The sequence below is a fragment of the Xanthobacter sp. AM11 genome (assembly GCF_047444035.1).
GTDB lineage: Bacteria > Pseudomonadota > Alphaproteobacteria > Rhizobiales > Xanthobacteraceae > Xanthobacter.
The window spans coordinates 1,479,522-1,504,772 of the sequence record NZ_JBLAOA010000001.1 but is presented as its reverse complement, the minus strand read 5'-3'; the positions used below and the strand labels follow the sequence as shown (position 1 = coordinate 1,504,772).

General features: G+C 64.0%; 17 protein-coding genes and 6 pseudogenes. 10 read left to right on the top strand and 13 right to left on the bottom strand.

Going from position 1 to position 25,251, the window contains the following annotated elements:
- Positions 1–201: 201 nt before the first annotated feature.
- A complete protein-coding gene (locus ACI7BZ_RS07015) occupies positions 202–1,332 on the top strand; it encodes a DUF3800 domain-containing protein (RefSeq protein ID WP_414116461.1) in 1,131 nt (376 codons plus the stop codon).
- A 44-nt stretch (positions 1,333–1,376) separates the two neighbouring features.
- Entirely contained in the window at positions 1,377–2,159 is a 783-nt protein-coding gene (locus ACI7BZ_RS07010; RefSeq protein ID WP_414116460.1) for a hypothetical protein, read from the top strand.
- Between the two features lie 622 nt (positions 2,160–2,781).
- On the opposite strand, the gene ACI7BZ_RS07005 is transcribed toward ACI7BZ_RS07010, so the two are convergent.
- Genes ACI7BZ_RS07005 through ACI7BZ_RS06990 form a run of 4 tightly spaced genes read right to left on the bottom strand, consistent with a single transcriptional unit; the run spans position 2,782 to position 9,110 of the window.
- On the bottom strand, positions 2,782–4,101 hold the full coding sequence (locus ACI7BZ_RS07005; protein ID WP_414116459.1) for a coiled-coil domain-containing protein: 1,320 nt from the start codon (positions 4,099–4,101) through the stop codon (positions 2,782–2,784).
- Positions 3,995–5,917 carry an AAA family ATPase gene (locus ACI7BZ_RS07000; protein WP_414116458.1) on the bottom strand — a complete coding sequence of 641 codons (1,923 nt, stop codon included), beginning with the start codon at positions 5,915–5,917 and terminating at the stop codon, positions 3,995–3,997. The genes ACI7BZ_RS07005 and ACI7BZ_RS07000 overlap by 107 nt, the downstream gene beginning before the upstream one ends.
- Positions 5,914–6,609, bottom strand: a complete 696-nt coding sequence (locus ACI7BZ_RS06995; RefSeq protein WP_414116457.1) for an ABC-three component system middle component 1 — start codon at positions 6,607–6,609, stop codon at positions 5,914–5,916. The genes ACI7BZ_RS07000 and ACI7BZ_RS06995 overlap by 4 nt, the downstream gene beginning before the upstream one ends.
- The gene (locus ACI7BZ_RS06990; RefSeq protein ID WP_414116456.1) at positions 6,606–9,110 is read right to left on the bottom strand and encodes an ABC-three component system protein; all 2,505 of its coding nucleotides are present in this window, start codon (positions 9,108–9,110) and stop codon (positions 6,606–6,608) included. Before ACI7BZ_RS06990 ends, ACI7BZ_RS06995 begins: the two co-directional genes overlap by 4 nt.
- 492 nt (positions 9,111–9,602) lie before the next feature.
- Between ACI7BZ_RS06990 and ACI7BZ_RS06985 the strand changes: the two are divergent.
- Together ACI7BZ_RS06985 and ACI7BZ_RS06980 are read left to right on the top strand one after the other, a co-directional pair.
- Positions 9,603–10,183 (top strand): annotated as a pseudogene (locus tag ACI7BZ_RS06985) (tyrosine-type recombinase/integrase).
- Between the two features lie 585 nt (positions 10,184–10,768).
- On the top strand, positions 10,769–12,082 hold the full coding sequence (locus tag ACI7BZ_RS06980; protein WP_414116455.1) for a hypothetical protein: 1,314 nt from the start codon (positions 10,769–10,771) through the stop codon (positions 12,080–12,082).
- Positions 12,083–12,370: 288 nt separating this feature from the next.
- Here the strand turns inward: ACI7BZ_RS06980 and ACI7BZ_RS06975 are convergent, their stop codons facing one another.
- A complete protein-coding gene (locus tag ACI7BZ_RS06975) occupies positions 12,371–12,838 on the bottom strand; it encodes a Ros/MucR family transcriptional regulator (RefSeq protein WP_414116454.1) in 468 nt (155 codons plus the stop codon).
- A 387-nt stretch (positions 12,839–13,225) separates the two neighbouring features.
- On the opposite strand from ACI7BZ_RS06975, the pseudogene trbB reads away from it, so the two are divergent.
- From trbB to ACI7BZ_RS06955, 4 genes and pseudogenes are all read left to right on the top strand, one after another.
- Positions 13,226–14,065, top strand: a pseudogene (trbB, locus tag ACI7BZ_RS06970) (P-type conjugative transfer ATPase TrbB); the annotation flags it as partial.
- A gap of 590 nt (positions 14,066–14,655) precedes the next feature.
- Complete coding sequence (locus tag ACI7BZ_RS06965) at positions 14,656–15,204, top strand: TetR/AcrR family transcriptional regulator (RefSeq protein WP_414116453.1); 549 nt, start codon at positions 14,656–14,658, stop codon at positions 15,202–15,204.
- A complete protein-coding gene (locus ACI7BZ_RS06960) occupies positions 15,194–15,559 on the top strand; it encodes a nuclear transport factor 2 family protein (protein WP_414116452.1) in 366 nt (121 codons plus the stop codon). Before ACI7BZ_RS06965 ends, ACI7BZ_RS06960 begins: the two co-directional genes overlap by 11 nt.
- 7 nt (positions 15,560–15,566) lie before the next feature.
- Positions 15,567–15,821: pseudogene (locus ACI7BZ_RS06955) on the top strand (TfoX/Sxy family protein); the annotation flags it as partial.
- Between the two features lie 228 nt (positions 15,822–16,049).
- Here the strand turns inward: ACI7BZ_RS06955 and ACI7BZ_RS06950 are convergent.
- Positions 16,050–17,432, bottom strand: a complete 1,383-nt coding sequence (locus ACI7BZ_RS06950) for a Fic family protein (protein WP_414116451.1) — start codon at positions 17,430–17,432, stop codon at positions 16,050–16,052.
- Positions 17,433–17,625: 193 nt separating this feature from the next.
- Positions 17,626–18,954, bottom strand: coding sequence for a tyrosine-type recombinase/integrase (locus ACI7BZ_RS06945; RefSeq protein ID WP_414116450.1), 1,329 nt, complete (start codon positions 18,952–18,954; stop codon positions 17,626–17,628).
- Between the two features lie 660 nt (positions 18,955–19,614).
- On the opposite strand from ACI7BZ_RS06945, the gene ACI7BZ_RS06940 reads away from it, so the two are divergent.
- On the top strand, positions 19,615–20,403 hold the full coding sequence (locus tag ACI7BZ_RS06940) for a LysR family transcriptional regulator (protein WP_414116449.1): 789 nt from the start codon (positions 19,615–19,617) through the stop codon (positions 20,401–20,403).
- Here ACI7BZ_RS06940 and ACI7BZ_RS06935 read toward each other — a convergent pair.
- From ACI7BZ_RS06935 to ACI7BZ_RS06920, 4 genes and pseudogenes are all read right to left on the bottom strand, one after another.
- Positions 20,363–20,612: pseudogene (locus ACI7BZ_RS06935) on the bottom strand (DUF2274 domain-containing protein). The gene ACI7BZ_RS06940 and the pseudogene ACI7BZ_RS06935 sit on opposite strands and share 41 nt — an antisense overlap.
- A 319-nt stretch (positions 20,613–20,931) precedes the next feature.
- Complete coding sequence (locus ACI7BZ_RS06930) at positions 20,932–21,354, bottom strand: type II toxin-antitoxin system VapC family toxin (protein WP_414116448.1); 423 nt, start codon at positions 21,352–21,354, stop codon at positions 20,932–20,934.
- Positions 21,351–21,605, bottom strand: a complete 255-nt coding sequence (locus ACI7BZ_RS06925) for a FitA-like ribbon-helix-helix domain-containing protein (protein WP_414116446.1) — start codon at positions 21,603–21,605, stop codon at positions 21,351–21,353. Before ACI7BZ_RS06925 ends, ACI7BZ_RS06930 begins: the two co-directional genes overlap by 4 nt.
- Positions 21,606–21,701: 96 nt before the next feature.
- Positions 21,702–21,929 (bottom strand): annotated as a pseudogene (locus ACI7BZ_RS06920) (SLOG family protein); the annotation flags it as partial.
- Here ACI7BZ_RS06920 and ACI7BZ_RS06915 point away from each other — a divergent pair.
- Positions 21,920–22,115 (top strand): annotated as a pseudogene (locus ACI7BZ_RS06915) (transposase); the annotation flags it as partial. The pseudogenes ACI7BZ_RS06920 and ACI7BZ_RS06915 overlap by 10 nt on opposite strands.
- 32 nt (positions 22,116–22,147) lie before the next feature.
- Here the strand turns inward: ACI7BZ_RS06915 and ACI7BZ_RS06910 are convergent.
- Positions 22,148–23,833: a class I adenylate-forming enzyme family protein gene (locus ACI7BZ_RS06910; RefSeq protein ID WP_414116445.1), complete on the bottom strand. Its 1,686-nt coding sequence runs from the start codon at positions 23,831–23,833 to the stop codon at positions 22,148–22,150.
- Positions 23,834–23,935: 102 nt separating this feature from the next.
- Positions 23,936–25,156, bottom strand: a complete 1,221-nt coding sequence (locus ACI7BZ_RS06905; RefSeq protein ID WP_414116444.1) for an ABC transporter substrate-binding protein — start codon at positions 25,154–25,156, stop codon at positions 23,936–23,938.
- Positions 25,157–25,251 lie beyond the last annotated feature (95 nt).

Here is a 25,251-nt window from a genome sequence, read left to right as displayed (position 1 = left end):
CGCCCGAAAGCGGACCTACGTTGCCACACGCCTCACGGCCAAAATCGACCTACACCGGACATGCTTGAGCAATCCCGCCAGCAGAGCAAGGTGCACAGGGATCTCCCGTGACGGTTGCGATCCCGGTGATTGTCTCGGCGGCGAATCTGAGAAACGAATGGGCCAGACGCGGCGCAAAGAAGCCGCGGATTCGGGGGGAAGATGTTCATCTACGCCGACGAGACGGGCAATTCCGGCAAGAAAATCGATGACGCGCAGGAGTGGTATCGCCTGGGTGCGATCATGTCGGCCGCAGACGTCGAGCCGAACCTTTCGGCGGCGATGACGCCGATCCTCACGAAGCTCCAGAAGAACCGACTGCACGCGAAGGACATGCAGCCGGTCGAGGTAGCCGAGGCCGCGAATGCGATCTGCGACGCGCTGGACGCCGCGGGTCCATGGACCTTTTGGACGTACGGTATCCACAAGCCCTATCTGCCCACGACGAAGTTCGTCGATACTGTCTTCGACAGCGGCGAGAACCTCGCCGTTCCGGCCATGTGGTACAACCTGGAGCTATTCCGTCACGCCATCTGCCAAGCCGTCGACGACTGCATGAGGGAAAAGACGAGGGCCGATTTCTGGGAGGCCTACCTCAAGGACGACATCGCCGGAATCCAGGCCTGCGTTCGGACGATCCGGAATTACGTCCCGCGAAAGGTGACGGACTGGCGCATCCGCGAGGTGATGCGCGAGGCCTTCGATTTCGTGCTCAAACACCCCGAGCAGTTCACGTTGTTGGCGGCGGAGAGGCGGGAGGGCTATCACGGCCACACGCCGAACATGATCGCGTTCACGTCTGTTTTCGGCGCGATCCATGAGTTCGCGGCCGAGCACAACAGTCCGCCGATCGCGTTCGTGCACGACCAGCAGCAGGAATTCAAGAAGTCGATGCGAAAGGCATACGAGACCTTCGGAAAGATGACCTACAAGGAGGATAAGATGGGCGCGATCCCTGAGATGGAGATCGCGAAGTACGACTTGGCCGAATTCACTATGCCGTCGTCGTCGACCTCTTTCGGTCTCCAAGCGACGGACCTGCTCCTGTGGCTCGTCCAGCGCACCAAGCCGACGCCCGACTTGATCGCGGTTCGGAAAAGGATGGAGCCGAACGTCAAGGACGCCGAGATCTCCCGCAAGATGACCGATCTGATCGTGAAGATGCGAGCGATCCAAAGCCAGCGTCTGGATGTCAGCGAGGCGCAGATCGCAAATGGTCGCGAGTTCCTCGCACTTGAAGCGATGGCCAGGCAGGGTCGGGTGCGAGCCCTAGTGGACGCGAAGCGCTCATGACGACGCCGGCTGTACTAACCGAAGCCGATCTCCTGAGGCTGAGAATGATCTCGAAGACGCTGGGTGATGCAGGCGGCAACCATTTCCGTCGTAGCGTCGCCTCGATCTACGCCGTCAAAGAGAATCTCAAGCCGACGCATCTCGGCTCTTCGGCGCTGCTGGAGATCGATGGCCACCGCATCCTTCTGACCGCCGCGCACATTATCGACGAGCATGTGAAGACAAACTTGTATGTGGCGGCGGGCGGAAAACTCATGCCGCTGACGGGGGACTTCTTTGTTTCCCAGAAGCTACGCGGGCGGGCACTCGACCACTTCGATGTCGCCTTCACGAAACTGTCCTCGGAACTGATCGAGGCGTTCGGGGACGTATTCGTGCCGGAGCGCGCGCTTTGCGATACGGTAGGCCGGGAGCCCGGACGTCTCTTTACGGCTATCGGATTTCCCAACTCGAAGAACAAGGATTTCGACAGCAAGAAGCTTGCCGTGCGAGCCCAGGATTATTCCTTCACCTCCGTGCACAAGGAGGTGCCGTGGCTGTCAAAGAAGCTCACGGGTGCCGGCGAGTATCACCTACAGCTGATGTACGATAAGCGGGTCCGTCGAGAGAGCGGTGTAATCGACAACGCCTTCTACCCGCGCGGATTGAGCGGCGGGCTGGTAGTTGATTGCGGTCGGCCTTCTCAGGTTTTTCTGTCTCCGCGGCCTCTCGCCCCGACGCCGATGCTCGCCGGCATGACGATCGAGCTCAAGCAACGTCGCCTGATCGCCATACGCATGGACGTGATCCTGCCGAATATTCGGCGGGAGCTTGCGAAGGTGCAGTGAGCACGTGCTGCACATCACTGCACCTCACCGGTCGAGGCGACTGATGATACGCCCGATCGTGGAACTCGATCAGCAGGCCACCCGGCATTCTCGGACGAAGTAGCAGTTGATCAGCCGAACGACATCGATGGGCGCCGAAATCGTGCGGGCACGCTCACGGGAGATCCGAACTTAGGCATTGCAAACGGCGCAGCGGGCGCATCTCAGCCATTCCGCCGCAGTTTCGTCGTGGGCCTAGAAGCGGACGTCCGCGACGTCGGCTAGGGGTCAATCTCGGCCCCGGACATTCGTCGGCGATATGTCCGCTTCTCGTTCGAAGTTCCCAATAGCGGACTGTCTGCCACCGGCCCCGGAGCTGTCTGTCAGCAAAGCGCCCCAAGTCGGACGTTTAAGCACTTTCGGAGTTGCCCCAAAAGTGGACAATATTCTCGCATCTAGTTAAAACATGGGCCGCTGCGCGATCATCCGAGATATTCTGCTCATCAATGCGCAGCGCAACCGCGAGCGTTCGACCGGCATTGTCGCCGAATTGACGCAGACATGCATCAGGCCGAATGCAGGTCCTATTCGACAAGCTGACCGCACTTAACCCAGAGCCGTAGTCACCTTTGTTTAAATTGCGTCAGGCGCTGCTGACGCTCGGGGATTGTGCATCCTTGCGCAATATCCGTGTCGCTGCCTGGTTATGTTCCGGTGAGTTCCAGACCACGCCCTTGTCCGATGGCGCCGTTAACAGGACCGTGGAGCAGGGCAGACTGGCCGCATCGAATTTTCGCGCGATGAACTCGCTTTCGCCACGGTCATGGCTCGACATGATCAGCTGATAGCCGTTGAGTTCGACCATGTTGCGCATCACGTCGACAAAGGCGGCGGTGTGGATGATGTCGTTGTGCTGGAGCGGATCGTCGAGCAGCAGCGCGCGCCAGCGCGACCAGGGATAGGCGGTGCTGGCCGCGCACAGGATGCTGAAACCGTTCGCGGCGAGCTGGCCTTCGCTCAGCACGACCTGTGGCGGCAGGTCCTTCTTCGTCTCGATGGCATTCGCCACCTTCTCACGGTAACGCAGCGCCATGCCGAAGCTGGTCGCGTCGACCCGCGTATCCGCCTTGAACTGAATGCTCTCGCCCGGCGTGCTCAGCATCGCTTCGTTGAAATCGTCGATCACCGTATTCAGCGGATCGAGGACACGCGCCGAGAAATCGTCGGCCTGCGCCTGAAGATCTTCCGAATAGCGCTTCACCGCACTGCGCGCCGCCATGGTGAGCTTCACCGCCGCCCGCGCCGCCTCGTGTTTGGCCTTGAGACCGGCAAGATAGGCTGCCGGATCCCCGACGGCATCGTCGCCCCCGGTCTTGCGCATCGACGCGACAATCTCGTCGATCTCACCCTGGAGCAGCGCATCCTCATTGTCGCGGGCAAGCACGAGCTGGCTTTCGGCCAGCAATCGCAGACCCGTCAGCACCGCCTCGATGCCAGCAAGGCCGCGGTCAAATTCCGCCTGGCTCGGGATGTCGGCGAGACCCGCCCGCGTCCAGCGCTGCTGCATCCGCCGCGCCGCCTGTTCGGAGGTTCCGCGAGCGACCTCGGCCGCCGCAAGGTCGCGCTGAGCGATGTCGAGCGCCGTCTGCTCCCGCTGAACGTCCGCCGCCGCGTTGCTCGCCGCCTCGGTCAGTTGGGCGAGACGGCCACGCGCATCTTCACCGCGCTCGCGTTCCGCCGTCAGACGCCACTCAATTTCGCCGATCGTGGCGTTCGACAGATTGCGCGCCGCGATCCGGTCGGCACACGCCTTGTCTTCCGCCTGAAACCGGGCCAGCCGGGCTCCCAGCTGGCTCTCACGCGCGATCAGCTCGTCGAGATCGGCGGCAACGGTCGATCGCTGCTCGGTCGCCGCCGCCGCGCTCGCCGCCAGCGCTTCGAGCGGCCCCCTCGGCTGCGGCAACGGCCGCGTCCGCATCTCGGGCGCGTGCCGCCGCAAGCGTGGTGAGATCGCTATCGGGGGCGGTCGCGAGCGTCTTCGCGATGCTGGCACGCGCATTGGTCACCGCACCGGCCGCCGCGGCCGCCGCCCGCTCGAGCCCGTCGACCGCAGCTACCACGCCCCGCAGGCGACGAATATCGTCGTTGAGCGCGGGACGGGCACTCCGCAATGCCTCCAGGGCATCATCCGCCTGCGCGAGGCGTTTGTCGCTCCCGGACGCCGCCGCACCGGCGAGCGTCTTGAGCACGCCTGGTTCGAACGGTGTCCGGCAGACGGGACAGTCGGTATCGTCCTCGTGCAGATGGCTCGCCAGCTGCGACAAGGCCGCGCTGATCGCTGACGCATGGCGATCAGCTTCCGCCCGTTCCCGCTCGGCGTCGGCAATCCTGCCATCGAGATCGGCTAATCGCGTTTCGAGTGGAACCAGTTCCGCGGCAGCGCGGGCGGCGGCCTCGCGGCCCTGGGCCAGCGCGGCATCGGCGGCGCCGGACGCAGCTTCGAGATCGAGACAATCCGCCATCGCCTCGTTGAGCGCGCGCGCCGACGCGGCAAGGCTGCGCAACCGCGCGACTTCGGCACTGGCCTCGCCATGCTGACTGATCGTCGCGTCAGCGTCCGCAATCGTTGTGCGGTGCGCAGCAATCGCCTCGACCAGCGCCGAACGATCCTGCTGTTCGGTCGACACTAGCCCGGCGAGCTGGGCACGGCGGGCAAGATCGGTGCGCCCGGCGTCGAGCACGGCAATGTTCTGGTCGATGGTGGCGATCGCCGCAGTCTGCGCAGTCACCGCGTCGTTCGCCGATCCCACCAGCGGGGCCGCCCGATCGAGGCTCGCCTGGGCGTCGCTCACCACGCTGCGTAGCCGGACGAGGCTCGGATGGTCGAGCCGTCCCTCCGCCTGGCTGACCGCGAATTGCGCGGGCATGTCCGAGAGCGCTTCCAGGGCTGTCTTGCGCTCGCCGGTCGTGCGAAGCGCATCGCCGATCCGATCGCCGAGTGCGGCGAGGCGCTGCCCGACGCCTTCGCCGGTCACGCCCAGCGGCTGGCCCGTCACAAGCTGTTGCAGATCGGTCTCGAGCTGGTCGATCCGCGCCATGACCTCGTCGGTGGTCAAAACGCCGGTGGCCCGTGCCGCCGCGCGGAGCCGCTCGAGGCGCGTCATCCATCCCTGCCAGTCGGCGATCTGGCGATCGAGCGTCGCCACCACGCCCTGTTCGGCGTCGAGCCGGCGCGTGAACGCCGTGATCGTGGGTCGGCCGCGCAATCCGACGCGAATCCGCTCGAGTCGGTCGATCCCGCTCGGACCCTTGAGCGCCTGCCACTGGTCCTGGGGATCACGGCTGGTGAAGCGCTGCTGCGCTGCTTGCCCGAGGAAGTGCGTGAGGGCGAGATAGGTCCCCAGATCGTTGATCGTGCGGCGGTCGGGACGTGCGAGCTGCGCGACGATTTCCGCCATCGCCGTGCCGCCGGCCGCGTTGCGCTCAATGGCATCCCCGTCGGAAAAGGTCAGCGCAACGCTGTGCGACCCCGGCTCCGCGCCGCGGCGGGTAAGATAATCCTTTTCAACCAGTTTCTTGCGGCCCTTGTTGATATAGGGCTCGAAGCGCCGGATCTTGTTGGTCAGACCCCATTCGATCGCGTCGAAGAAGCTGCTTTTCCCGAGGCCGTTGGTCCCGGTGAGCAGGAGAAGTCCGGGTGCCGCAGGGATATCGATCGCGAAGTCGCCGAAGGTCCGGAAATCACGGATCGCGATGCGGGAGAGGAAGATATCGCTCACGCCTGTCCTCTCCGCTCCCAGGATTTGACCAGTGCCGCGACAATATCGTCCGGCGATTTCTTCTCGTCGAGCGCGATGCGCTCCCATTCATCCGCCGTCGTCCGCGGCAATCCGGGCGCGGTCGCGCCGGCCGCGCTCAACTGATCGAGCGCGACGTCCTCGAACTGGCCTTCGGCATGCACCCACGGCCGTGCGAGGAAGGTGCGCTTGAGGAAATCGGCGAAGCTCTCTTCGTCGTTGAGCGGATCCTCCGGTCGCAGCCAGGCGAGCTTGCGGGCGACCCGGTCGTCTCGTTCGACCATCAAGGCCATCGCACGCCAGGCTTCCTGCCGCTCGCTCGAGCGTGGCCCCATCAGCATCAACTGCAGGTCGAGTGTCTCGTTGGTCCCGAGAAACGATCGCGCGACGACGCATTGGTTGCGGCAGCGCCGCAGCGTCTCAAGCACCGCTTCCATGGCCGGGACGTCTGGCAGGATGCCCAGCACGATATTGAAGCGATCGATCCGGATCGCATGGCTTTCTGCCGGAAGGTCGGTCGGGCTGAGCGTCGTCACCTTGGTCGACCCGCCGTTGAAGGTGGCGCTTGCCAGTTCGGGCCGGTTCTCGACCTTCAGGTCGAGTGCTAGCGCCGCGGTCCGCAACCGCGTGGCGAATTCCGCGAGTCCGGGAGACAGAGTCGCACTATCCGTCATGCCGCGCCTTTCATGATCGTCTTCTCGAGCGCCTCGAAATGCCGCGCCTCAACCGCTGCCAGCAATGTCCGTAGCTCGGCCAGGCCCGCCGCGGTCGCATCGATGAAATCGCGACTGATCGACATGATCACCGGACCCGAGCCATCGGTATCGCTAAGACCTGGCTGGTCGGTGTCGATCTGGGCGAAGGGCCGTTCGGCTATCTGGCTGACCTCGATCGCGCTTTTGACCACGAGAATGACGAACTGGGTCTGCCACATGAACGACGCGGCGCACAATGACATCTCGTCGCCGTTGATCATATCGGCCGCGCAGCCATGCCCGGCCCATGCGCTGTCGCCGTCGCGAAGGCGCACCAGATTGCCCGGTCTCGCGCTCTTCGGGGAGGTTGCGTCCCACGCGGCCGCGATGGCAAGCGCGACCGCGGTGCCGCGTAGGATCACGGGCCATTTGCTGGGGCCGACGAGGATCTGTGCCGCATCGCGATGATCGTCGTCGTCGACCGCACAAATCATCAGGCGCAGAAAATGGTTCAGCAGCGCCGCATCGTCGGTGAACGACGCGTGCCAGGCTGCCCAGGTTGCTGCCATCGCAGCGCGCACGTCATTCGCTGCCTTGAGGTTGATCGGGCGGCCAGGGTCGGCATTGCTGGCGAAAAAGGGCTGGAGGTGTTCGTCGAGCCGCGCCAGCAACCAGCCGTCGAGCGACCGGTGGATCCGGCGCGCCAGAATATCGGGCGGCAGTGAGACAGGATCCTGCGCCGCACCCCCGGGGTTACCGGCGAGGATCGCCGGCATCGCCATCCCTTCGGCATGCGGCGAGTCGAGGCTCAGCGCCCGGACATGCTGGCTCCACAGGCCGGGCGCCGCATGAAGCCGGCAATTGCCGCTGTGGCAGGCGACCCGCAGCACCGCGCCCGCAACCGCGCCAAGCGCATCGGGCGCGTCGGACAGGATGATCTCGAAGGGCTGCTTTTCGCTCCAGGACCGCAGGAGCTGTTCGGCCGGTATTGCGCCGGACCAGCGTATGTTCGCTCCCTCGCGCAAAAGTTGCACCGGGATGGGAAGCTGGGTGGCGGCCAGTCGCTGCAAGCGCGGCGCCAGGATACCCGCGCTCCGTGCCGCCTCCTTGAACAGCGATCGGGCCGGTCCCGACAATTTCGGCACCAGTGTCGCGTCGCCGTGCCGGACAAGCCACTCCTTGTGCGTCGCATCGAAGCTGGTGAGATGGTCCTCGAAGGGCGCCCGTACCATATTGCGCTGGGGACCGCGCCGGACGATGACCGCGTCCGCCGGCACGACCTCGCCGGCGCAGTCGAGCCAGAAAGGCGCTGCAACCGGCGCCGGATCGGGCGCGTCGATCCGCGCAACGACACCGCAATGCAGATGACGGAACGAGCGCTGCGCGTCGCCCGCACAGGCCTTGATGGTCAAATAGGCGGCGAGCCGGTTGAGCGTCGCGGTCGACACGTCGAACAGCTCGGCATGCTGGGTCTGGAACGTCAGCTGGACGCCCGGCCGGAGTTGCTGTGCGACCGCGGCGACAAGGCCGGTATCGTTGAGCGCCGGCAGAAGCTCGGCATCATAGGCCCCCATGAAATCGAACCGGGCACCATTGGCATCCTCGGCGCGGGCGCGGACGTCGATGTCCGCGAGGACGGGCTTCAGCGCCGCGATCCCTGGATACTGCGAGATCAGCCGGATCATGCCGGCGTGGTCGAAGTCGCGAGCTCCAGCGGCAACGAAATCAATCAGCCCGCCATCGCCTGCGCCGCTCACGAAAAAGCGCGGTGTCGGTCGGCCCGCGAACTCGGCAACCGGAACGCCGGCATCGGTCCAATAGCTCGCGCTCTGTATCGCTGGCACTGGCTCGACCGGCTCGAGACCGAACCCGACAGCGAGGAACACCATGTGGAATTGCTCGCGCAGCTCCGCGCCGAGCGGTGGCGGCGGAGCATTCAGATCAGTGATGTCGAGCTGATAACCATCCGCCGTTCGAGTTAGCGCAGTAACCTGCTGGCGCAGCCGTCGCTCTAGCCGCGGAGCGAGCCTGACGACGATGTCTTCGAAGCCGAGCAGGACATCGTCGCGGACGGCTCGGCATGGCCCGGATTCCCAATCGAGGATAGGCAGATCGGCGATGGGATCGGTCGTGTAGTGCGCCGGCCAGTCGTAGATATGCGGATCGAGCCGCCGAAGATTGGACGTCGATTGAAGGGGCAGGAGCGAATCGGCGGATTCGAATAAGACAACCTGCGACCCCGTAACGAGCGCGGCAGCTGCGGCCGCGGTGACACCGGCCGCCCCACCGCCGACGACCGCAATTCTCGGATTGGCATGGAGATAGCCGAGTTCCTTGAGGGCATGGACCAGCGACAGCGCCCGGACCTGTTGGGAATAGAACGTGATGCGCCGGTCGAAACTGCCGATCACGAACAGATTCGGCCGGTCGCGAACAGCCGCACCGTCAACTACATCTTGGGCAAGCAAGGCATCAGCCAACGACGCGCACTCCCGCAGTCGCTAGTGCTCGCCATTGCGGCACTATGGCTGTGGCGTGAGCTACCGCACGCATGTTAGACAATCAGCCCCCCTCCGGCCGCGTCGCTGCGACAGCCAGCGCTTTATCTTATAGAGGAAGCGAGGGAGCCGCAAGATTCTGATAGATGTTGTGAAGTCGCTTTCAGCCGAATTTGCCTCTCACCGCTGGAATTCATTCATTTGCCCTTCCGCGCAGCGTTACGATTTACGCCGTAGTAGGCGGTGATGGGCGGCAACCCATGACACCGCTGCCGCCTCATGAATGAGCGTTCGAAGTTGGCGGAGCGGGAACGGTTCGGGATGAGCGATTGTGGGTCTTACCGGCTCTATAGGCTTCCTGAAGGTTCACTTTTCACGCCAACCCTCTTAAAGCTGCCACGCTGCAACTGGCCCCGGAAATGGTTGTGGCTTGCGCGTTTCATACTCTGCCAAAAAAGGCCGAGGAGAACTCACATGGGCCATTCTCAGTATGATGATGCCAGCCGCGAGCGCGCTGCTTGGAACACCGGCAAGAAAGTGGGAGCGAAACGTCCGCTAACGCAGAAGCAGATCTGGGCCGTTCGCTTCTTTCTCGATCGTGAGCGCCGCATTCGTGACCGCGCTCTGTTCGACCTCGCGATAGACAGCAAGCTTCGCGGCTGCGACCTGGTCAAGATCAGGATCCGTGATGTCGTCGCAGGACCGGAAGTCAGAACCCGAGCGACGTGAGAGCCAGCCTTCTAGCCTGGCTGGAACGGCGAGGCGGTTCGGTCGAGGACTATGTATTCCCGAGCCGAGTCGATCACGCAAAACACATGAGCACGAGGCAGTATGCACGCCTCGTTGATGAGTGGGTGACCGGGATCAGCCTGCGCCCTGAGGAATATGGAACTCACTCGCTTCGCCGCACGAAGGCATCGATGATCTACAGGGCGACAGGTAACATCCGTGCGATCCAGATATTGCTCGGTCATTCCAAGATCGAGAACACGGTGCGATACCTCGGTGTCGACGTGGAGGATGCGCTGCTCCTGGCGGAGCGGACCGAAATCTGAATTCAAGCGGTCATCCGTCTAATCGCGGATGACCGCTTCGATGCGCGGGGAATGATGTTTGCTTGTCGGTCTGGGGGTGGGAAGCGGAATGGCAGGTTTGGATCGACTTAGTTGGGGAAGCCGCCGTTTACGCGGTCAACAGCATGCGCCTCTGATGCTGGGCTTGAGGGGATAGGATTCACGACCGGGGAATTTTCGAGATCACCCCGACGCTCATCGATCACCGACGACCGCGTACTGCGGTCCGGATACGCCTCGTCAAATCAGTCGCACTGTTGGACTGCTCCGCTCTGCTGTAAGGTAAGAAATCGATCGTCGATGGCGGCAGTAACAAAGCCATTTGTGCTGCAATTGTCGCCCCATAGCGGAGGGCTTAGCTATGGTTCCAAGCGTCGCTTTCTTGCCACGCCAGCTTTGCTGCAGCGAGCCTTTGGACGTGCGCTGTGATCGCTTGTCGCTGATTTAACGTGATCGCACACCCTCCAACTTTCGCCGAAGCTTGGCGACACCTATGAGCGTAGCATGAAAATTTTTTGGTCGTGGCAGAGTGACACCCACCAACCCAGCGGTCGGCACTTCGTCCGATTGGTTCTCGCCGAGCTAGCGCGAGACCTAAATGGTCTTGATGGCACCGAGGATGCCGAGCGCCCAGACGCGTCGGATGAATATGAAGAGGTCCTCGCGGACGACGGACGCGTTGAGGTAGACCACGACACCCACGGAGTCGGTGGATCACCTCTGATAGCTGAGACCATCCTAGGGAAGATCAGAGATGCGGCGATTTTTGTCGCTGACGTTACCCCTATAGCTACGACGGCGGCCGGAAAACGCGTGCCGAACCCCAACGTCATGATTGAGCTCGGCTGCGCAATGCAAGTCCTAGATGACCAGCAAATCGTCTTGGTAATGAACGGTGCGGAAGGCGCAGCTCTAAAGTACCTGCCGTTCGACCTACGGCATCGCCGCGTTCCCATCCTCTTCAAGCTGAGCAGGGATTCAACTGAAGAGCAGCGTGTCGAGGTTGCGAAAGAGTTGAAGGCGGAACTGAGGAAACGAGTTGTCCCAGGACTCAAGATCGCTGAGGCAAGGCGTCGCGAAGACAAGCGGCGGACACATCGAGCGCCCGAACTGTCGGTCACGCTTAGGCCTGACAACGCGCGTCCTGATCGCATGTCGCAAACCGTAGGTTCGCTCGGGGTGAAGACGCTCGATGAGATCAAGAATGATACGCCGCTACTCCCACTGCCAGAGGAGCGTTACGAACGGTTTCTAACAGAGGTTCGACCCTACTCCTCCGCCTCGTCTTCCATGTTATTTGGCATTGGCGGGACGAAGCCGGTCTCGCAGTGGTCGCGAGACGAAACTGAAGGGTACAACCAGTTCGTGAAACACTACTACTTGGAATATGAGAAATATCTGGTGGAGACGGAAGATTTCATCCGGCTGTGTCAGCGTAGCCTCGAAGTCACGCTGGTACTACAGAACGCAGGAACTCTGGCGGCTACGGACATCGATGTGTATGTAACGTTTCCGGCTGGGATCGTCCTATACGGTGAGGATGACGCTTTCGCTGCTCGACCGAAGCCGCCTGAGGCGCCCCCTTTGCGCCCGATGGGGAGGGGGGAAGCGTTCGTAACGCAAGTTGCGCCTGATATCGCCGGTCTGGATCCGACGCGCTATCTTCCTCGATCCACCTACGTCTATCCAGCAGAACGCAGAGTACACTTCTCGCTAACTGAGCTGAAGCACAATCACAGCGCGCCTTTCGACTCATTCATGATTTCATTCGCTGCATCAGAAGACATCGGGTCCTTTGACGCCGAGTACGAAATCACAGCAAGGGAGCCGATCGACCCAATCCGAGGTCAAATCCATTTCGATGTTGAGCGGGAGGACTAGACCCAGTGCTAGGCTCGTTTGATTGAACTAGCGATGAGCCGTCTTGCGAACCTAAACGACTGGCCGGTTTCGAGTAGCGGCGGATGCAGCCCTAACGGCGACAATGGGGTCGGCTGCAGAACGGCAGCTATCTGCACAGCGGCAGCCAACACCGGCCAGTCTGCTTCCGGCCCCATACCGGGCGTTCAGACGCGCACCGGGCAATGTCTGCTGCTGGCGCAATTTTCGTGTTGAGCCCCGCGCCTACATGTGCGCCCTGGGAAGCCGTCTGACGTCTTCCGCTGGCGATCAGACCGCAGGAGCCTTGCGCCGTCCCGGAGCCTTCTTAACTGGTGCCGCCGCCTTCTTTCGAACTTGGCCGAGGCCCGAGGCCTTTGCCAGTTCCGAGCGGGCAGCGGCATAGCCCGGGGCAACCATGGGGTAGTCTCGCGGCAGGCCCCACTTCTCGCGATACGCCTCGGGGGTCAGGTCGTAGGCGGTGCGCAGATGGCGCTTCAGCGACTTGAACTTCCTGCCGTCCTCGAGACAGACGATGAAGTCGGCCGTCACCGATCGCCTGACGGGAACCGCCGGCTTCAGTTCTTCGATCAGTTCCGCGGCAGGCGCGGCGAGCTTGCCCAGGGCAGCATGCACACTCTTGATCAGGGTCGGGAGCTCGGCGATCGCGATAGTGTTGTGCCCGACGAAGGCAGCCACGATATCCGCGACAAGATCAAGATGATCGGTGTCGTTGTTCTCGGTCGAAATCTCGGTCACGGCGCGCCTCGCAAGCAACAAGCAGTGTTGGTTGAACCTCACTTTTCACCAGGCTGCAAGATGCTTTGCCAGCTCCGACGCTATTTTGGATTTGCAATCACCGCCAAATTCAAATGAGCCCGGAAGCACCGCTGGATGGTTCTCGCGCTCCCGCGGGCTGGTGCTGACTGGCACCCACCCCTCCGAGCAGCATCGTCGGCTCCGCGCTGGCCGGCCTCTTCGCTGATCGGCTGCATCTCCATTGCCACGACCCCGCCGTTCTCCTGTCGTTGCACGCTACGTCCCTACGAAGCACGAAACCTGTTGATCCGACCTGATTCCAGGCTCTCTTAATCATCCCCGATCCGGGGATCGCAGGTGGCGTCCCCTCTCGATGCGGGGGACGGGATGGGGGCCACACAGCGCACTTCCGAGGCGACGCAGCGCGGCGCACGCATGCTGCGCACCGCGCTCGGGCCGGCTATTGCGCGATTCCTGGAAGCCGCCTCCGTCGTCGAGGTGATGCTCAATCCCGATGGGCGGCTCTGGGTCGACCGGCTGGCGGAAGGCCTCACCGATACCGGGGAACGGCTGTCGTTCGCCGATGGCGAGCGCATCATCCGCCTCGTCGCCCACCATGTGGGTGCTGAGGTCCATCCGGGCGCACCGCGCGTCTCCGCCGAGTTGCCGGAGACCGGGGAACGGTTCGAGGGCCTCCTCCCACCCATCACGACCGGCCCCGCCTTCGCCATCCGCAAACCCGCCTCCAGCGTGTTCAGCCTCGACGACTACGTCGCCGCCGGGATCATGTCGGCCGATCAAGCGGCAGCCCTGTGCCTCGCCGTCGCCGAGCGCCGCAACATCCTTGTCGCCGGCGGGACGAGCACGGGCAAGACCACGCTGACCAATGCGCTCCTCGCCGAGGTCGCCAAGACCTCTGACCGCGTCGTGCTGATCGAAGACACCCGCGAGCTGCAATGCCTGACGCCCAACCTGGTCGCGCTACGCACCAAGGATGGCGTCGCCACCTTGTCCGAGCTCGTGCGCTCATCCCTGCGGCTGCGCCCCGACCGCGTTCCCATCGGCGAGGTGCGCGGCAGCGAGGCGCTGGATCTCATCAAGTGCTGGGGCACGGGCCATCCCGGCGGCATCGGCGTCGATGGCCTGGCAAAAGAGGCGGACGTGACCTCGGGGGCCTTCTACGGCCACTTCCCTTCGAAGGATGCGGCGTTCAAGGAAGCCGTCGTGGCCGGCGTCAATGAATTGCGTGCCGCTGTCGAAACGCTCCGGGCCGAACACGGGACAAAATGGATCGAGGTCTTCATCGACTTCTATCTGGGCCAAAAGAGAACCTGCGAGCTGGGTTCAAGCTGCGCCGTGCAAAGTTTGGCGCCCGACGTCCAGCGCAGCGACAGCGAGGTCAAGGGCGCGTTCGAGGCGGAGGCAGATCGGGTCGCGCACGTCATTGCGGACGGATTGCCCGGCAGGGCGGATGACGTGCGGCTGCGCCGGGCATGGGCCCTGCTTTCCATTCTATCCGGCGGCGTTACCCTCGCGCGATCGGTGAACGACGGGGCTGCGGGGGAGGCCATCGCGGAAGCGGTTCGTTCAGCGGCTTTGGCGATCGTCAGGAAGGGCTGACGCTCCAGGCTGCGAATGGGGCGGGGCCAAGGGCACCGCGCGTCAGCACCACGGGTCCGCAAAGCTCGCTTCTACGTGGACAACCGTATCGGTTCGCGCGGCCGTGGCGGACATCGCCTGTTCGTCGCGCGAAGGGGCTTGATCTCATTTCATAACGCATATTATATAATAAGCATCATGAAATGGAGCCTCCGGAAATGGCCCGCCCACGGACCTTCGACGAAGACCGCCTCTTGACCGGGGCGATGCACGTGTTCCGCCGTCAGGGCTTTGCCGCAAGTTCGGTGCGCGATCTGGAGGAGGCGACCGGCATGACCTCCGGAAGCCTCTACAACAGCTACCGCGACAAGCAGGGCCTCTTCGAGGCCGCATCCGCCCATTACAACCGGACGATCCTCGCCCGCCGTATCGCGGATCATGCGCCCGAGGGCGCGGGGATCACGGGCCTTCGGCGGCTGTTCCTGTCCCTCCTGCGCGAGCCGGACGGAGGCGCCTCCGGCTGCCTGATCACCAACAGCGCGGTCGAATTCGGCCGCCAGGAACAGCCTGGTTTCGTCACCGAGGGGTTCGCCGTCCTCCGCGATTGCTTCGCCGATCATCTCGACGGCAACGACACGGAGGCCGTCGCCTTGCTCGCGCTTTACCAGGGCATCCTCGTTCTGATCCGGGCCGGCTACGACAAGGCCGCGCTCGAAGCGATGATCACGCAGCATTTCGAGACATTGGAGAAGCACCATGGATGCTGAAGCGCTCTGGCCCCGATACGCCGCGATCTGGTCGTCCGACCCGGCGCGGCGGGAGAGCGAATTGAAGGAATGCCTCGCCGACGACGCCAGCTACTGCGATCCGAACGGTCCGCTGAGGGGCCGGGCCGCGCTGTCCGACTACATGGCCGGCTTCCAGCAGAGCGTGCCGGGTGGCCGCTTCCGGATCATCCAGGTGATCGCGCACAACGGCCGGTCTCTTGCCCGATGGGCGCTGCAGAATGCGGATGGTGCCGTGCTGCAGCTCGGTGCGAGCTTTGCCCATCATGATGGCGAGGGGCGCCTGAAGGAGATCAACGGGTTCTTCCCGCTGACGTCGTCAGACCCCGCGGCGTAGCCTCCACATGATGTCGCAGCGGGCGCTGGCGGAGGAGTACGCCGCCCGGATCGAAGGTCTCGGCCCGGTTTCCGTGCACCGGTATTTCGGCGGCGCAGGCCTGCGGGCCGATGGCGTTCAGTTCGGCTTCGTCATGAAGGGCGTCCTCTATCTCAAGGCCGACGAGGTCAGTCGTGGCGCCTTCGAACGACATGGCTGCGCGCCGTTCACCTACGCCGGCGCCTCCGGGCAGGTGACGGTCGCGGCCTACTACGAGGCACCAAGCGAGGCCCTATACCGCCACCGCGATCCCGGGCGCCGAATTCATGCGGATCGACGGCATGGGGCACCACCTGCCGGCCGCGCTGCATCGCACGGTCGCGAATGCCATCGACCGCGTGGCGAAAAGGGCACCGCCGAACGTCCGGTGACGCGGCACGCGGCCCGCAAGTGCTGGCGCGAGAGCGCGGCGGCCTGCGATATTATTGTCGTTACTGGACTTTCATTTCAGCTAAATGCCGCGCTGGATGGCCTGTGCGACCGCGAAAACCAGCCGATCATCCGGGAAAATCCCCAGGTCGTGGACCGCGCGCAGCCTTGTTTCAAAGTCGGCATAGCTCGGCGTCGCGTCGGGCTCGCGCGCAAGCGTTTGCAGCTCACGGCCGATGGCCTGAATGCGCTCCATCCGAGTCCGGTCCTCCTCCGGGCTGGGCCATCCCGGCCCGTCCCGAGCTGCCTTGTCGGCGTGTGCCAGGACCCAGCGCGCCACCGCTTCCAGGGCATCGGCGGCGCTGGCGATAAGGCTGTAGCTGGTGCTCCGCCCGCCGGCCGGCTCCCGGACTAGAATGCCCCTGCCGCACAGATCCTCGATGTCGCGGGAAGCGGTGTCCTGCGAGCACTTGGCGAGGGTGGCGTATTTGGACGAGGTCAGCTTGCCTTCGAAGCCATTGAGCAGGCGGTTGACCACGAGGTGCTGGCGCGTGTTGAGGGCGCTCCCAGCATGGGCCTCCCAGAACCGCGCCTTGCGCAGAACCGTGGCGAGGATCACATCCGCTCCATTGAAGGCTCGGTCCAGGCATTCCAGGAACCAGGCGAGCCACGCCGTGATGTCGAGGTCACCCTTCTGGGTCCGCTCCAGCATCTCGTAATAGGTTTTCCGTTCGATCCGGATCTGCGCGGACATGCTGTAGAACCGCTGTGGAGAGCCCTCCGAGCGGGCCAGCGCCATGTCGGCGATGGCGCGGGCGATGCGGCCGTTGCCGTCCTCGAACGGGTGGATGGTGACAAACCACAGATGGGCCACGGCAGCGAACAGGACCGGGTCGATGCAACTGGGCGCATTGAACCACGCGAGGAAGGCCTGCATCTCGGCCGAGAGGCGCTCCGCCATCGGCGCTTCGAAATGGACACGCTCGCGCCCAATCGGCCCGGAAACGACCTGCATTGGCCCGGATTGTTCCGTCCGCCACGCGCCGACGGTGATCTTGGCTATGCCGCTGCGACCGGTGGGAAACAGCGCGGAATGCCAGCCGAACAGTCTCTCCTCGGTGAGGGAGGCACGATAGTTCTGGGTCGCGTCCAGCATCATCTCCACGACCCCTTCGACGTGGCGATCCACCGGGGCGAGCGCCCCGATGTCCATGCCGAGGCGCCGCGCGATCGAGGAGCGCACCTGCGCGCGGTCGAGCCGCTCGCCCTCGATATCGCTGGATTTGAGGACCTCTTCGGTCAGGGATTGCAGGACGGCTTCGCCTCGGAACTCGAAGCCGAGCCCCTCCATGCGGCCGACCAATCGCCCCTGATGATGTCTCACTGCCGCCAGCGGCGCGGCCAGGGCCGCGTGATCCCAGCGAAACCGGGGCCAGTCGGGCAGCTCATGGATATAGGTCGTCATTCTCCGCGCTCCATGCGGAGAATATGAGGGTCAATCTCCGCAAACGCAAGAGTCCATATCCGCATCCGCTGCGGAGAATGCCAAGCGCAATCTCCGCATCTGACGCACGGACCCGGCAGGTCGCCGCCAATCTTCACCGTCCGCCAACCGCTTCAGTTCGATGGCTGATAGAGCCTGATTCCGCTCCGCCGTGTCACGATTCTGACTGCAGCACTCCCTGATCCGTCTCCTGGAATTCCTGCGACCGGCGCGCCCCACGCCGAGGAGGACGCGCAGCCGCCGCCTTGCCGTCGAGGATATCGGCCATCTCATCCGCGACGCGGTCGGCCGCGAGCCGCAACGCCTCGTCGATATGGATATAGCGTTGCGTCACGCCGCGCGACGCGTGGCCGAGCAGCGCCGCGATCGTCAGTTCGGAAAAGCCGAGGTCACCGGCGACGCTGGCGAAGGTGTGGCGCAGGGTGTGCGGGGTGACGTCCTCCAGTCGCGCCATCGCGCAGACACGATCGAGCACGCGTACGATCCCGACGAAATGCCCTTCACCCCAATCGGCCGGGAAGAAGAAGCGCGATTCAGCCTGTGGCTGAGACAGCAGCAAGTCGACGGCGGCGCGGCCGATGACCCGCGTCTGCGCGCCGCTCTTCGTGTCAGGAAATCGGATCGAACCCTCCTCGTCATGGAGCCAGGCACGCTGCAAAGCGAGCCCCTCCATACGGCGTAGCCCCGTCATCAGAAAGAAGCGGATCGCCGCGAGGCCGGTCGGGTGCTCCCCCTCCTGCTCCGCGGCCCGGATCGCTTGGCCGAGCTTTTCGATCTCGGCGCGACTCAGCCGGCGGTCGCGCGGCGTGCTGGCGAGGCGACGCACGCCCCGCGCCGGGTTGCTCTCGATCTTTCCCAGCCGGACACCGTGCTCGAAGATGGCGTGCAGAGTCGACATGGTCCGCGCAGCGACGCCCTCGCCGCCCGTCGCGGCACCGCCGCGACTGCCGGCGCGGGGCTTGGACGTCTTGCCCGCCGCGATGTCGGCCTGTGCCCCCTCGATATCGCCGAGCTTAAGCGCGCTGACCGCGCGCTTCCCGAGGAGCGGCCGGATATGCACGTCGATGCGGCTGCGATCCATGGCAAGCGTTGACACTTTGATGGGCCGGCGTCTCTTACCGAGGATCCGGCCGGCCTCCGCCTCGGCCAGATACCAGTCGCACACCTCAGCAACGGTGATGGCGTCACTGGCCGCCGCTTGCTTTTCCTCGAGAGGGTCGACGCCCCTGGCGATCCGGCCGAGGACGGTCTTCGCCTCGCGCCGCGCCTCCTCCAAGGTCATGACGCCGTAGCGGCCGATCATGATGCGACGGCTGCGGCCTTGGGCGTTGCGATATTGGACGACGAAGGTCTTCAAGCCCGAGGCGACGACCTTGACGCCGAAGCCCCGGAGCTCCTGATCCCACTCGATCAAATACGAACCTTTGACCCCAACCTTCGAAGGTTTCAGAGCATCGACCGTCTGTTTCGTGAGCTTTGCCATGATATATCAGCGTGTTAGCGGAATTTTGCTTACTTTATCACGGGCGGCCCGCCGGAGTAAGCAGAAAGTCAGCTTTTCAGGGCGCATTCAGGCGCGCCATCGGGGAGGTTCGGTGACGGAGCTGAGGAAAAATATAACGTTATTACGGTAGTTTATACGACTCCAGCGCAATTCCTCGCAGTGTGGCGCAAGCGCCTGGGGCACCTTGCCAAGGTTGGGGTCGAGGGTTCGAATCCCTTCGCCCGCTCCAGTTTCTCTCAAGACAATCAGATGGTTGGCAAACGCCCTGCGGGGCGTTTTCTGCTTAGATTCGCCCTCGACACAACATTCTGAGCAGAATCTATGCTCCCGGAAGAAAATTCCCGGATGCCATGGCGTGCGTTCGGCAGCTTTCTAAGCGGCTGCGCTGCACCGATGCGCTGCGCGTGGCGGCGCCCGGAACGGCCGCGATGCAAAGCCCGTCTGCAACTCTCGACGTAGCCGCAACTTTGAGTATCAATATCCAGAAACTACTCAACACGCCGGAGCCAGGATGGCTGCGCCGTTTTCCACCTCGATCGAACTACGCCACCTGCGCTATTTCGTGGCGGCCGCCGAGCACGGAAGCTTCCGCAAGGCGGGGGGGCACTTGAGGTCAAGGAATCGTCCATCAGCCGGAGCGTGCGTGACCTCGAAGACGAGATCGGTGTGTCGCTGTTCATCCGTCACTCAAGCGGCGTGAACCTCACTCTGGCGGGGCTGCGCTTTCTGAACCGCACGCGCCAGGCGCTCGATCAAATCCGCGAGGCAACGGCGGAAGCGGCTGCGCTCGGGCGGGCCGAGGAAGGCCACCTGAAAATTGGCCTGTTCTCGAACCTGTCCTCCGGCTTTCTGCGCGACCTGTTCCAGACCTATGACAGCCGCTATGCGGGTGGTGACATCGACTCTGTCGAAGCGCCTGCGGAAAGTCACGCGGCCGAAATACGGCGGTTCGATCTCGACGCCGCATTCATGCTGGGCCGGCAAAGCTGGCCGGACTGTGATGCGATGTCCTCGTGGAGCGAACCACTTCTGTTTGCGCTGCCACGGCTGCATCCTCTGGTCCAGAGAGAGGTGCTGTCCTGGCGAGATCTCGCAGATGAAACCTTTCTGGTCCGAACCGAGGGCTCCGGCAATGAGGTGCGCGGCTTCCTTGAGCGCAAATTCCGGGAACTCGGCATCTCACCGCGCATCAGCACGCAGCAAGTCGCCCGCTACAGCCTTCTTGGTCTCGTCGCCACGGGGCGTGGGATCGTCCCTGTGCTGGAATCCGAGGCTGTGATCAGCCTGCCGGAAGTGGTGTACCGGCCGCTCGCCGGCGAGGTGACCCCATTCTCGGTGATCTATTCACCGAAGAACGACAACCCGGCGGTGCGCACCTTGCTCAGCCTCACACGGAAGATGGCCCAGGAGCGGGCAGCGACGCGCTGATGCTCGCAGCGCCGCCAGCCTCGCGGCGCGCCTTGGCGAACTCGCGATCGGTGGCGATGAAGCGCTCCAGCATGGGCACGACGAGCTTCACGGGATCCTCGATCCGGGTGGCCGGTTTCCCGCGCGAGCACCTCGGCATAGGCAACAAGATCGCGGTGCAGCGCGCCCGGCAGCGACAGCGCCACCTTTACCGGCTTGTCGTTGGGGATGGCTGAAGGCGAAGGCTTGAGCGATCTGGGCGGACATCGACCTGGCTCCTGCGCGAGCGGAGGTCCATCCCCCGCTGACAGGCGCCCGAAGAGGCCGGCCGGTGGCCGCAATCACCACGTGAGGCGCAGCCGGAGCGGCGGCACGCGCAGCGTAGTCCGACCCTTCATGGGTTGATGGCGTCAGGCCATCGGCTGGACCCAAGGATCAGCGTCGTGAAGCGGGGATGGTCGTCCGGTCAGGAGACCGTGATGGCGGGTTGCCGCGCAGGTCGCTTCCGCCGGGCTGCGAGGTGCAACACGTGCTGCCCGTGGCAGGTCGTCAGCGTTCCACGTTCCACGGATTGATCACCCCGACACCGGCGGCGTCGAACGCGCTGGTATCGCGCGTGGCCACAGCGAAGTCCCGGGAGGCTGCGATCGCCGCGATATAGCCGTCGGGCGTCGGAAAGCCCTTCCCGGCCGTGCGCGCTTTCACGGCGAGGTCGGCATAGCGTCGTGCGGCAGCGATATCGAACGGAAGGACACGGTCGGCGAACAGCTCCATCACCCCGTCCAGGGCCTCGGTGAGCCGGTCCTTGCGCTTGCCCGCGGGCAGCGCACCGATGCCATACAGCAGTTCGGCGATGGTGACGCTGGAGAGATAGAGCGTCTCGGCCGCCTGCTCGTCGAGCCACGCCAGCACTGTGTCGTCGGGCGCGGGTTTCATCGCCTCCGAGATGACATTGGTGTCGAGAAGGATCATTCGAAGCTCATCGGCTCGGCAGGCGTCCTGTCGCGCGCCGGGCTGAGGGCGTCGATATCCTCATTGGTCAGGCCGAGGCGGCGGCTGCGCTCCGCGAGCGCCGTGCCAAGCCGAAGGCGCGTGTCAGGGCGAACGGCGGTCTCAAGGATGTCGCGCATCTCGGCTTCGGTGCTGCGGCCGTGCTGAGCCGCGCGCATCTTCAAGGCGCGGTGCGTCGCCTCGGAGAGGTTGCGGATTGTGACTGCGGGCATGATGGCCTCCCAGCACATCTGATAGCGTTGATATCAAAATATAGGAATTGCCATCATTTTCAAGATGGCGGTTTGGCGGCGCTTACGCGCCACCAAACCGCCATGCAGCAGCACCATGTCGGGGTGCTTGGCGTGGATCTGATCGAGCTTGGCCCAGATCTGCCTGTGATCGGCGCTGTCGCCGCCCGAGAAGGCGATCTTCGGCCCGGCGGGCACGAGCACCTCGGTATCGGCGCGCCTCCTGGCGGCGAGGAAATCCCGGCTGTCGATCAGCGCTGCGGTGAGGTGGCGATGGTTGATCCGTGATCCGGCGCGTGGCGGCCATCTCCCAGCATCCGCGTCGCGTTCAGCCGATCGCCATCGATCTGGAGATGTACAAATCGCCACCTGATCGAAAACTTCTTCTGCAAACGCAAAGAGTTCAAGCGCATCGCCATGCGCGCCGACAAAACCGATCAGAGCTTCGAGGCGATGATCTATCTCGCCGCCGCCGTCATCAACTCACGATGAATCCCCACAAGCCCTAGACAACGATAATGTCGTCAGCTCTCCCCACTCTCGCGTAAAGCTACGCGCCGGATCTTGCCGGTGATGGTCTTGGGCAGATCGTCCATGATCGAGATCAGGCGCGGGACCTTGTATGCGGCAAGCCGCTCGCGGCAGAAGGTGGAGATCTCCTGCTCAGTGATCTTGCCCCCCGTCACCAGCGACACGCAGGCCTTTACCGTCTCGCCGCGATAGGCATCGGGAACGCCCACCACGGCGGCCTCGCGCACGGCGGGGTGGGCGTAGAGCACGTCCTCCACTTCGCGCGGCCACACCTTGAAGCCGCTCGCGATGATGACGTCCTTCTTCCGGTCGACGAGGTAGATCCATCCCCTCTCGTCGCGGAAGCCGATGTCGCCCGTATGCATCCAGCCGCCTGCCAGCACGATGGCGTTTTCCTCAGGCTTGCGCCAATAGCCCGCCATCGTCTGGGGGCCCCGGAACAGGAGTTCACCGGCAACCCCGACGGGCTGCTCCGCGCCGGCCTCGTCGACGATCCGGATATCGGTCGAGGGGACCGGAACACCGAGCGACAAGACACCCTCGCGCACAGGAGCTTCCGCACCGTATGGGGTCAGAACCGCGGGCGAGGTCAATTCGCTCATGCCATAGGCATTGTGGACGGTGAAGCCGAGCCGCTCTCGAATGGCATCCCGGAGCGAGGGGGGAATTGGCGCGCCGCCCGACCAGACCTTGGTGAGGCTCGCCATGTCCGCGCTGCCTGCCTCAGGCAGGTTCATCAAGGCGTTGAAGGCGGTGATCGCGCCGATCGTGAATGTCGGCCGCTGAGCCCGGATGATTGCCAGCGCGGCTTTCGGCTCGAACCGATAGTTCATCACGACCGTGCAGCCCGCGCGCATTGCGACCGCGATATGGCAGATCAGTCCGGTGATGTGGAAGAAGGGGGCGATCCCCAGAATGCGGTCGCCCTCGCCGAGCGAGAACCACAGGCGCGCCACCTCGGCGCTGAACGCCAAATTTGAATGCGTCAGCATCGCGCCCTTGGGCACGCCGGTGGTTCCGGACGTGTAAAGGATGAGGCCCAGATCGTCAGGCGCGATGGCAATGGGCTCGGGCGCGGCGCCGCGATGTCGCAGAACGATATCGGCCAGCTTCTCGCCCGGTGTCTCCAGAGGCGAAGGCGGCAGGAGCGTGTCGGAGGCGTCAACTCCGTCACGCGGCGAGGCGACGATCAAGGGGACGCCGGCCAGCCCGGCGGCGGCGAGCCCGGCGGCCACCTCCGCCGCCTCGGCGTCCTGGCACAGGACGGCCGCGGGATCGGCATCCTTGAAGATCCGCGCGAGCTCGGGCGCACGGTACATGGGATTGCCGGGCACCGGGACCGCACCGACCTTCCAGGCCGCGATGCAGACGAGCGGGAACGCCGGAATGTTCTGGGCCACTACCTGTACACGATCGCCCCGGCCGATACCGCGGTGCCGCAACCAGACCGCAAGCGCATCGCTGTCGGCGTCGAGCCGGGAATAGCTCACCGTCTGGTCGAAATAGATGAGAGCCGCCCCTTCCGGGTTGCGGGCGACGGCGTCCTTGAACACCGAGAGCATGTCGCGATTCTTCGGCTCGATTCGAGCCGGCACATGGTTCTCGTAGAACGCGAGCCATGGCGTTTCGGCAGACAGACGAGAATTCGCCCTGGGAGCCATCCCTCCCTTCTCGATCATGAGTGTCCTCCTGCAGCAGGAGCCGCGAGATCCGCGGGCGGAATTGACCTGGGTGTGGGAATGGAAGGCTGCGCCATCACGATATGCCTTCGATCCAGATTGTTACTTGTCTTTCAGCAGCGGGCAGTCGCTTTCCGCCAACGGCCGGGTGGCCTGCGATGCGGGGATCGTGGCCACCACCGTCGTCAGATCCCATTCGTGCTTGGATTCGGCGGGCGCCTTCACGCGCATGAGGTACATGTCGTGTTCCAGCCGGCCGTCGGGACGAAGGCGCGCGCCCTTGGCGAAGGCGTCGTTCACGGGCACCTCCCGCATGCGTGCGATCACCGTCTTGGCCTCGTCGGTGCCGGTGGTCTGGATCGCCTTCAGATAGTGGCTGACTGCGGAATAGGCGGCGGCCTGCACCATCGACGGCATCCGTTTCGTCCGCTCCATGTACCGTTTGGCGAAGGCGCGGCTGTCCTCGTCGCGCTCCGGATTGAAGGCATCGACGACCATCAGCCCCTGGGCGCTCTTGAGACCCAAGGCATGCACGTCGGTGATGAGCATCAGCGGCGCGGCGATGACCTGTCCGGACTGGGGCAAGCCGAACTCCTGGGCCTGCTTGACCGCATTGACCGCGTCGGTGCTCGCATTGGCGAACGCCACCACCTTGGCACCCGAGGACTGCGCCTTCAGCAGGAAAGACGAGAAATCCCCCGCGTTCAGCGGATGGCGCGCGCTGCCGAGGACTTTGCCGCCGTTTGCCGTGACGACTGCCGCAATGTCCTTCTCCATCGCCTGACCGAACGAATAGTCGACCGTCAGGAAAAACCAGGTGTCGCCGAGCTTCTGTACACCGGCGGCACCGATGCCCTGCGCCAGCGCATAAGTATCGTAGGTCCATTGCACGGCGGTGGGCGAGCACTTGGCGCCAGACAAGGCCGTTGAGCCGGACCCGGTGTTGATGAACACCCGGTTGGCCTCACGGGTGATCTCCTGCACGCCAAGGGCGATGGAAGAGCCGGGAACATCCACGATCACGTCCACCTTGTCGACGTCGATCCACTTGCGGGCGATGGAAACGCCGACATCGGGCTTGTTCTGGTGGTCGGCATAGATCAGCTCGATCGGCACGCCCTTGACCTTGCCGCCGAAGTCCTCGATGGCCATGCGCACGGCCTCGACCGTGGACATGCCCGTCACGTCGGCATAAAGGCCCGACATGTCGTTGAGCACGCCGATCTTCACCATGTTGTCGCTGATCTGGGCCTGCGCCGCCGTCGCCAGCAACAGGGCTGCGGCCAGAGCCGCGGGACCGTGGATCGAACCTCTTTTGATCATGAGCTTCCTCCTGGCTGCTTATTCTTGTTCTGGAAGAAGACCGAGTGTCCTCTTCGTCGCCGCTCTTCTGGATCTTGGCGGACTGCGTCGGCGGC

Coding starts and splice junctions, on each gene's coding strand:
- ACI7BZ_RS07015 (WP_414116461.1), top strand. CDS start 202: ATGTTCATCTACGCCGACGAGACGGGCAATTCCGGCAAGAAAATCGAT.
- ACI7BZ_RS07010 (WP_414116460.1), top strand. CDS start 1,377: ATGATCTCGAAGACGCTGGGTGATGCAGGCGGCAACCATTTCCGTCGT.
- ACI7BZ_RS06995 (WP_414116457.1), bottom strand. CDS start 6,609: ATGACGGATAGTGCGACTCTGTCTCCCGGACTCGCGGAATTCGCCACG.
- ACI7BZ_RS06965 (WP_414116453.1), top strand. CDS start 14,656: ATGGCCCGCCCACGGACCTTCGACGAAGACCGCCTCTTGACCGGGGCG.
- ACI7BZ_RS06960 (WP_414116452.1), top strand. CDS start 15,194: ATGGATGCTGAAGCGCTCTGGCCCCGATACGCCGCGATCTGGTCGTCC.
- ACI7BZ_RS06950 (WP_414116451.1), bottom strand. CDS start 17,432: ATGACGACCTATATCCATGAGCTGCCCGACTGGCCCCGGTTTCGCTGG.
- ACI7BZ_RS06945 (WP_414116450.1), bottom strand. CDS start 18,954: ATGGCAAAGCTCACGAAACAGACGGTCGATGCTCTGAAACCTTCGAAG.
- ACI7BZ_RS06930 (WP_414116448.1), bottom strand. CDS start 21,354: ATGATCCTTCTCGACACCAATGTCATCTCGGAGGCGATGAAACCCGCG.
- ACI7BZ_RS06925 (WP_414116446.1), bottom strand. CDS start 21,605: ATGCCCGCAGTCACAATCCGCAACCTCTCCGAGGCGACGCACCGCGCC.
- ACI7BZ_RS06910 (WP_414116445.1), bottom strand. CDS start 23,833: ATGATCGAGAAGGGAGGGATGGCTCCCAGGGCGAATTCTCGTCTGTCT.
- ACI7BZ_RS06905 (WP_414116444.1), bottom strand. CDS start 25,156: ATGATCAAAAGAGGTTCGATCCACGGTCCCGCGGCTCTGGCCGCAGCC.